Annotated in this window: 11 protein-coding genes; 4 read left to right on the forward strand and 7 right to left on the reverse strand. The window is 50.4% G+C overall.

All coding sequences use genetic code 11. The annotated features are described in order from the left end of the window. On the forward strand, window positions 1–645 hold a 645-nt coding region (gene secF / locus B3W37_RS11515), incomplete at its 5' end, for a protein translocase subunit SecF (protein WP_483175856.1). Between the two features lie 359 nt (window positions 646–1,004). On the opposite strand, the gene B3W37_RS11520 is transcribed toward secF, so the two are convergent. Next, window positions 1,005–1,754: a phosphatase gene (locus tag B3W37_RS11520; protein ID WP_483175858.1), complete on the reverse strand. Its 750-nt coding sequence runs from the start codon at window positions 1,752–1,754 to the stop codon at window positions 1,005–1,007. Between the two features lie 258 nt (window positions 1,755–2,012). Here B3W37_RS11520 and B3W37_RS11525 point away from each other — a divergent pair, with 258 nt between their 5' ends. Then, complete coding sequence (locus B3W37_RS11525) at window positions 2,013–2,255, forward strand: hypothetical protein (protein WP_483171775.1); 243 nt, start codon at window positions 2,013–2,015, stop codon at window positions 2,253–2,255. Window positions 2,256–2,278: 23 nt separating this feature from the next. Here B3W37_RS11525 and B3W37_RS11530 read toward each other — a convergent pair whose 3' ends face one another. The 3 genes from B3W37_RS11530 to B3W37_RS11540 all read right to left on the reverse strand — a co-directional run bounded on the left by B3W37_RS11530 (window position 2,279) and on the right by B3W37_RS11540 (window position 3,788). Further along, on the reverse strand, window positions 2,279–2,716 hold the full coding sequence (locus B3W37_RS11530) for a DMT family transporter (protein ID WP_481039575.1): 438 nt from the start codon (window positions 2,714–2,716) through the stop codon (window positions 2,279–2,281). A gap of 82 nt (window positions 2,717–2,798) precedes the next feature. Further along, window positions 2,799–2,984: a hypothetical protein gene (locus B3W37_RS11535; protein ID WP_483171776.1), complete on the reverse strand. Its 186-nt coding sequence runs from the start codon at window positions 2,982–2,984 to the stop codon at window positions 2,799–2,801. Between the two features lie 96 nt (window positions 2,985–3,080). Further along, window positions 3,081–3,788 (reverse strand): ZIP family metal transporter, encoded by a 708-nt coding sequence (locus B3W37_RS11540; RefSeq protein ID WP_483171777.1) that lies wholly within the window; start codon window positions 3,786–3,788, stop codon window positions 3,081–3,083. Between the two features lie 214 nt (window positions 3,789–4,002). Between B3W37_RS11540 and B3W37_RS11545 the strand changes: the two genes are divergently transcribed. Continuing rightward, a complete protein-coding gene (locus B3W37_RS11545; RefSeq protein WP_483175859.1) occupies window positions 4,003–4,377 on the forward strand; it encodes a TIGR04086 family membrane protein in 375 nt (124 codons plus the stop codon). Window positions 4,378–4,672: 295 nt separating this feature from the next. On the opposite strand, the gene B3W37_RS11550 is transcribed toward B3W37_RS11545, so the two are convergent. The 3 genes from B3W37_RS11550 to B3W37_RS11560 all read right to left on the reverse strand — a co-directional run bounded on the left by B3W37_RS11550 (window position 4,673) and on the right by B3W37_RS11560 (window position 7,617). Then, window positions 4,673–6,748 (reverse strand): ATP-dependent DNA helicase, encoded by a 2,076-nt coding sequence (locus B3W37_RS11550; protein ID WP_483175861.1) that lies wholly within the window; start codon window positions 6,746–6,748, stop codon window positions 4,673–4,675. Between the two features lie 137 nt (window positions 6,749–6,885). Continuing rightward, window positions 6,886–7,167: a putative Se/S carrier protein gene (locus tag B3W37_RS11555; protein WP_483171780.1), complete on the reverse strand. Its 282-nt coding sequence runs from the start codon at window positions 7,165–7,167 to the stop codon at window positions 6,886–6,888. A 15-nt stretch (window positions 7,168–7,182) separates the two neighbouring features. Continuing rightward, window positions 7,183–7,617, reverse strand: a complete 435-nt coding sequence (locus B3W37_RS11560; RefSeq protein ID WP_483175863.1) for a PaaI family thioesterase — start codon at window positions 7,615–7,617, stop codon at window positions 7,183–7,185. Window positions 7,618–7,757: 140 nt separating this feature from the next. Between B3W37_RS11560 and B3W37_RS11565 the strand changes: the two genes are divergently transcribed. Further along, window positions 7,758–8,030 (forward strand): hypothetical protein (locus B3W37_RS11565; RefSeq protein WP_483175864.1); only part of this gene is annotated, 273 nt, incomplete at its 3' end.

An 8,030-nucleotide genomic window follows, 5' to 3' on the forward strand; every position in this document is an offset into this window, starting at 1 on the left:
TCGGAGGAAGAACGCGCTGTCACTGCGGCGCTCACCCAGGCATATCCCGACAGGCAGCTGACATTGTCCGAATCGTTAACCGTTGAGCCATTCATCGGAAGGCATTTTTTCACCAATGGGTTGATCGCCATCGCGCTCTCATTTCTGCTCATACTCGTATACGTGGGATTCAGGTTTAGGAATATCGGCGGGCTTTCTGCAGGCGCTATGGCAATTATTGCCTTGTTTCATGACGTTTTTATCGTCACCGCGGTTTTTATAATCTTTAAAATCCCCTTAAACAACGCATTTATTGCCGCGATTCTTACCATCATCGGTTTTTCCATCAATGATACCATTGTCATTTATGACCGGATCCGGGAAAATGAGCATATCTTCCGGAAACAAACCTCCGCTGAGGAACTGGTCGACACCAGCATCAATCAATCCATGATGCGCTCAGTCAACACAAATATTGCGGTGTTTGTAAGTATTACCGTGGTGTATGTTTTCGCGCAGATATATGATATCGGATCTATTAGAGCATTCGCCCTGCCCATGATGTTTGGCACCATTTCCGGCTGTTACTCAACCATCTGTATCGCGGGGCCGCTTTGGACCATGTGGCAAAATCACAAAAAGAATAAAGGCCTTGCAGCCTGCTAAAATATGAAATGGCATAGCGGCTATATTGTCCGAAGCAAGCACCAAGGGGCGGTTTCTCCCGCCCCTTTGGCAACTCAATGAACTGATCCGCCTCATACATTTCACTTTTATCACAGATTACCACATCCCCCAGAAAGGGAGAACCGTCCCCTAGCTCGGGAGGCAGCAGAGGACGGCAGGTTGAGGAAGCATAGGAACGTGGAATGGCTATCATTCCCGAATTACCTTTGATTATCGCAGTCTCAGAGGGAAATTCGGAGGGAGGCGAAAGCACTGTTTTCCTTGTCCCTGTAATTATGATAAAACCTCATGGTTAGAGGTATTGTTTTCTAAAAGAAAAAAAGGATTGGACAGCAACCTTACTGAACCTTTTTCAAAGCCAGTTTCGATTGCTGCTTGTGATAGTCTAGGTACTCAGACAGACGCCGTGAAGAAGAATTTATAATCTGATTCCTGGATATGCCTTCCTTAGAGGCCAGTGCAAGAGCTTTGGTATTTTCGCCGACATTGTAGCAAATGTGAGCGTCACTGTTGATGCTTACTAAAGCCTTATATTTCTTAGCCATCTTGGCAAAGTCAGTGCACAGCGGAAAACTTCCGGGTCGAACTATGAATGAGCTATTATTCAGTTCCAAGGCTTTATTATAATCCCTGGCGGCCCTTACCACTGTTTCTACGTCAACGGGGTATTTAGGGTTTCCGGGATGGGTGATCACGTGCACAAAGGGATTCTTTATCGCGGCCACCATCGCTACCGTGTTTTCCTCCAGAGTTGTTCCGCTATATCCAGTGTCATCGTGAAATCCGGCCAAAACGATATCCAGATAATCAGACAATACGATCTCCGGCATATCGATGTTACCGGCAGAGTCCAGAATATTGGCTTCCACACCCCTTAAAACCTCAACTCCTTGCATTACGCGGGGGAGAGAAATCAAATTCGTAAAGTGATACCAGTGAGGAGCTCCGGGCATGTTCAGCCCATGATCGGTAATCGCTATGGTTTTTAAATCTTTTTCACCAGCCGCCTCAACGATCTCTTTTATCGTGCTGTAGCCATGACCACTGGCAGTGGTATGAATGTGCAAATCTGCTTCCATTCTCATCATTTCTTATTTCACCTCCTTTCATTTTAATTTTACAATCTGAATATTAATTAACATCAATTGATAAGTAAATTTTATGTAATCTTTAGGTTTGGATATGTTTACAACGGCCGGGGACTTTTATCGGGATAATTATCTGTCAGGAGTCAAAACAATTTGGCGGATCACTTGAGTTATGGGAACTGTCTCCTTATTGTTCCATGGGGGTAAATTTTCTATAATTATAATGATGATTAATGTGTAGGGCGGGGAGAAACGAAGATGTTGGCTAAAGCGGCGACGGTGTTTACTGTAGTAGGATTGGTTTTGTTTTCCTATGGAGGTCTGTCTTATCTCAAGATAAGCCGTGAGCTTCAAAAACTCAAAGAAGAGGACCTGGTGGCTTATTACCTGGACCTCTTCTATAATTTGCTGCCCCGCCCGTTCTGGAGTGCGGTGGCCGGCCTGATCTTGATGCTCATGGGCTTTGTCACCGGCATTGCGGCATTTTGCTTCGAGAAGTAAACCTGCTTTGATCTTATTACGGGCTACTCCATCAACAGGATGCGGGCGCCTACGGCCAGCAGGAGCACTCCTAAGATGTCTCTTATTTGGAAATCACATTGCTTCATGCCAAAAGCCCCTATGTTGTCAATGATCAATGCGGTTAAAATCTGAGCCACAATAATGGCAGTGGTGGCATTGCCAACCCCAATCTGCGGTATGGTGCGCACCACTGCGTATATAATCACCACATTCATAATACCGCCCAAATAGGCGTACCAGGGAACCTCCTGCAGTTTGCTGGTCTGCCAGCCTATCCCCAAAGCCAAAATAATCAATGATACGGTCAACACCCCGATGACATGCACCACCAGGGTCGATTGCCAGATTCCGATCACCTTGCCCAGGGCCGCGTTAAATGTTCCTTGCAGGGCCATAGCCGCTCCGGATAGGGCTGCCAAACCCAAATAAAGCCAATTCACCGCTTGTGCTCCTTTCGCCTCTGTTGGCTATATTGTTTATAACCGCCAGTGGTTTTATGCAAGGAGCTAACTGCAGCGCCCTTTAGAAGCGGTCCCAGACCCCGTAAATCCATTTCAAATAACAGGCCCGGGCTCGACGCAGCTTATTGAGCTTATCACGCAACTGCTGGCGTTCTGTGAAATTGCCGCAATTGACCAGCTGTTCCTTCAATCGCTCGATATCTTCCTGCAGATCATGGAGTGTCTTTCCTACCCAGCCGTTTTGCACCGCTTACCACCCCGTTAAAAATGTTAACCCACTATTAGTTTACGGAGTATTATGGCATAGGTGCCGATCGGCACATGGAATCATTTGGTATCAGGCCTAAATAAAGGTGGCCAGAGCGATGATGACAACGCCGATGCAGAAGCCCATCCACCGGCTGCGCATTCCTTGGGCCGATGCCTGCGGCCACAGCTGGAACACAACTAAATAGAGCATTATGCCCGAAGCAAAGCCTAACAGCCAGGGCAATAACTGCGGCACCATAGCTATGCCCAGTTTTCCGGCGCCAGTCCCCAGCGGAGTGATCAGGCCTATGGCAGCCGTCTCCAGCAGAATGCGCAGGCGGCGCTGCCCCCCCATCAGCAAGGGGGCGGCTATAGCCATGCCCTCAGGAATATTATGTATAGCAATGGCCAGGGCGATCACCATGCCGGTGCGCGCCTTAAGTTCCCCGCCCATAGCGATGGCCATGCCCTCAGGCAGGTCATGCATGGCTATCCCCAGCATGATCAGGTAACCAAGTCCCAGCAAAGTCTCCGGCCCCTTCATCTTTTTTCCCAGCCAGAGATCACAGAAAAAGATGGCGGCGACGCCCAGCAGAATGCCCCCCAAAGCGGCTTTAGGACTGCTCAACAGAGCGGATGGCAACATATCCAGCAACACTACCGCCACCATTACGCCCGAAGCCAGGCCAAGAAAAACGGCCAGGCTGCGGTTGCTCCAATTGCGCTTCATAAAAAGCACCAGGGCCCCGACGGTAGTGCAGAATCCCGCCGCAACGCTCATAAATATTACATTATCAAACACCTTCATTCCCCCGGCCGCTTAACCCATAATAATAATTCTTATGTGGTAAACGGCCGGATTAGGATTTTTTTGAGTGACAGCCGGGGCCGGACGCCGTCCCCAAATGGAATTTACGGGCTATTCCGGCCAGTTGAAATAATTACCAGCGGATTTGCGCTTAGCAGTAATATTCACAGCAAAAATCTCATAAGGTGCAGCAAGGAGGTGGAAAGAGGTGTGGAAAAATTTAAGCATTGAATTGAATGGACTGGCCCGGGCGATTCTATTATCGCTGCTCCTGGCAGCGGCTGCTGCTGTGGTTGTGTATTATACCAACCTGTCGGAGGAGCTGTTTGGGCTTATGGCCCAGTTGATCCTGGCCCTAGGCGTTTTTACAGGAGCGGCCTATGTTGCCAAGGTTCGTGCCAGCCGGGGTCTGGTCAGGGGGTTGAATTTCGGGGTGATGATCTTTATCCTTATGCTCATTGCAACTGTGGCCATCAGTCCCGGCTTACTCAGTTTAAAAGGTTCACTTTACAACCTTTTGCTCTGTTTGGCATCCGGGGCTTTGGGCGGCATCCGGGGCATCGGGCTGAGCAACAATTCTTAGAAAATCCCTACGATGGAAAAACCAGAAAACAGCCAGCAAAGCCGACTCACCCGGCTCCGCTGGCCGTCTTTTTACAGACTGTAGCGGTACCTGCCGTTTCCCGGTCAGGTCCGATCTCTAAACCATTGCGACTCTTCATTTTATCCCCAACCATTAACCCCATATCTTCATCAAAAGATTGCGCAGGAAACCCGGGAGCCTAAAGTAATATACCCGCACTTGTTTTTGCCTCCTTAAAATAAACACTACCTTTTCTGGTATTGTATGATTGTCTGTTAAAAAAGGTGACAAATATTTAGGACGGGGTCAAATAAGCGGTGCCGGTTCCAGCCAAGAAAGCGGGCAATTCGGCTCTTTTAAGGCTGACTACCTTTTTGATGGGAATACTGTTTTTGAATACCCGGCCATAAGAGCGGTTGGCCAGACGGGCGTCCAGAACGATCAATAGTCCGCGGTCGCTTTCACTGCGGATCAAGCGCCCGGCGCCTTGCTTAAAGCGGACCGCAGCATCGGGCAGCATGAAGCCCTGAAAACTGCTGCGTCTTTGCAGCCGGAAATAACGGTCGCCGGCACTGCAGAAAGGGTCGGCCGGGGAACGGAAGGGCAAGCGTACCATAACCAGGGTTTGCAGAACCTCCCCTTTGAGATCGACCCCTTCCCAAAAGGTCTCCAATCCCATCAATACAGTATTGGGAGCCTCGATGAACAACTCCATAAGGCGCTTGAATTCTCCATCCTCACCCTGCACCAGGAGGCAGAGTCCTTGTTCATCGGCCCAATCCCGCAAGTCTTTGGAGGCCTGGCGCAGCTCTTTGCGCGAGGTGAACAAGACCATGGTGCGGCCCTGGGTGACGGTGAGAATATCCTTCAAGGCATTGGCTACGGCCTTGGGGAAACCGGCCGAGGTCGGATCAGGCATATCGTAAAGCGACAAAAGCAGGGCTTGCTTATCATACTCGAAAGGGGAGTACTGCAGTAAGGTCTGTACCCGATCGCGGTCGTCCAGGCAGTTAAGCCCATTCTTTTCGATGAAGTAGCTGAACGAGTCCTCAATGGTCAGGGTTGCCGAAACCATCACCAGGGACTCCAATTTGCTGAACAATCGCTGATGCAGAAGCTCCCCGATGCGGATACTGGAAGATGACAGTCTTACCGGCTGACCATCTTGAAACTCCACCCAGCAAAGCGTATCCGGCCTGTCAGGGGACTCTTCCATGACCATAAAGGCATTTTCCGATCCTTCCCTGAGCAACTGAATCACCGCATTGATCTCCACTTCCTCCTCCATCCCGTTTAGCTCCGCTTTGAGCTCGGCAAGACGGTGAATCAAGAGGTTCATCAAGTGCTGCCAGCCGGTATAATTGTCGATCAGCTCAGCAAACCACCGGCTTTGGAAATCCTGGTGTTCCAGGACCCGGGCATGATCATCCCGGACTTTTACGGCTTTAATCGCGGCAAAACAGGCTTCTAAATACTCTCCGCAACGGTAGACCATGGTGGAAAGCTCGTTTAAAGCGGCCATCAGGTTGGGATAGCGGCCTTTGAGATACTGCAGGTAGCCGCGCTCATGCCTGCGTTCCTTGCTGTACAACAGCCGCAGGATATCCCGGCACTCTTCAAGTGAGAACACCGCCGACAGCTTGTCAAAAGATTCCCGCTCGAAGGTATGGGCCTCGTCAATAATCAGGTAATGATATTCCGGCAGGATGCTGTTATCAACCAAAAGGTCCGAAAGCAGCAGAGAATGATTGACTATCAATAAATCAGCCTTTTCCAGGCGCTTTAACATTTTTAAACGGAAGCATTTTTCACGGTAAGGGCAGAGTTCACGGGCACAACTGCGCCGGTTGGCGCCCAACAGGCCCCAGTGCCGCATAAGCTCCCCGGGCAGCCCCAGTTCTTTTCGATCACCGCTTTCAGTGCTCTCCGCCCATGACAAGACCGCGGTTATAAATCTCTCCTGCTCGTCATCAAGCTTCTGTTTGCCGGCCAGGATGCTCATATACTGGTTCCAGCACAGGTAATTTTCTCGGCCTTTGGCCTCTGCAACAGAGTAACCGGAACCCAGAATATACTTAAGATCGGGGATGTCATGTTCGGTCAATTGCTCTTGCAAAGCCCGGGTGCGGGTGGAGACCACCACCTTTTCACCGCTTTCCAGAGTCCACAGAATCGCCGGCACCAGATAAGCGAAGGATTTCCCCACCCCGGTGCCCACTTCGGCTACCAGGAATTCCCGGTTGGCAAAGGCATCGGCCACCGCCTCAGCCATCTTTACCTGTTCATCACGGCGCCGGTATTGTTTGATGTGCTGTTCCATTGCTCCGCCGGGCCGAAAATAGGCAGCCACGGCCTCGCGGTTAAAGCTCATGAGCCAGAATACTCCTTTGAAAGGCGTTCTCTCCTGCCACCGGTTTCAGTAAAACGCTGCCACCGCGGTATCATTATGGAGGTGTTGGCCTGGCGCCAACGGCCGTGCTTAAGCTCGCAGCGCATTCCATTCATAGACTATTCGATAGGAATCACTTCCCAGGCCTTGCCCTGGGGTCTTATATGGTAGGCTGCTTCCACCCTGACCTGTTCGTTTTGCAGCAACTCCCGCTGGGCGGCCAGGCTTTCCAGGCGGGTTTTCACCGCCAGCCCGCAGCTGGCAGATATCTCCCGGGGGATGGGAATCACCAGGTATTCAGCCCCGGACCTATGCAAGACCTTTTCCGCCTTCAAGGCCTGTGTGGTGGTGCTGAAGGTTAAAAGGCCATAATCATCTAGTTTAATCAACTGTTTGCTCATTGTGACCGACCTGTCCTATTTGTAATTGATGGGGCCTCTATTGAATAAGGTGCCTCGGGCATCGCTTACAATGCGATCATCACACCAAATTTCGGCTTCAGCGAAGATCATGTTTTTACCCGCCCGCACCACTTTGCCGGTGCCCCGAAGCTTTGAGCCCAATGGTACCGAGGTAATCACTGAAGCGGAAATGTCTACCGTAACCCCGGTTATCCCCAGGGAGCGAACCGCATTGCCCATGACTGCGTCTGCCAGCGAGATAATCAGCCCGCCATGCACTAATCCCAGCGGATTGCAGTGCTTCTCTGCGGTCACGACTTCAAATTCAGATAAACCTGGACCCAGTCGCACAAGTTCCAAACCCAGGAGCTGATAGTAAAGGGTGTCTTTAAGCGATCTGCTCAGATAATCGCATAACTTTTCGTCAATGCCGGCATTTACTACAGCCACAATGATTCCTCCTCATTTGTTGATAAGGTTAATTATAGCATAAGCGGTGGATTTGCTAATATGTGCCTTAAGCTGCGGCTTTCATATTCGCCTCTGTTTTGGTGCAAATTAATTTTAATTAACAGGAGGTGAGGTAAAAGGTGCAGGATAATCAAAGAGACTGGACCAGGCTCTTGGCAATGGCATTATCTGTGGTAATAATTCTGGTGACGCTGTGGTTCACGATGGGGAGAAAACCTCCGGCGGAAGTGCCGCAGAAGCCGCAGACGGTGCCGGAGGAGCGACAGGCCGAAACCGATTGGTACGTCAAATTCTCGGTTAAAGATCAAAAATCCACCGCCTATTTAGAATACGGGGGAGTGCGGCCATCCAGCGGCGGCAGCTATTATATCGGCGGGGGTGCTGTTTACCCT

It is taken from the genome of Syntrophomonas sp. UBA5494 (assembly GCF_002426325.1).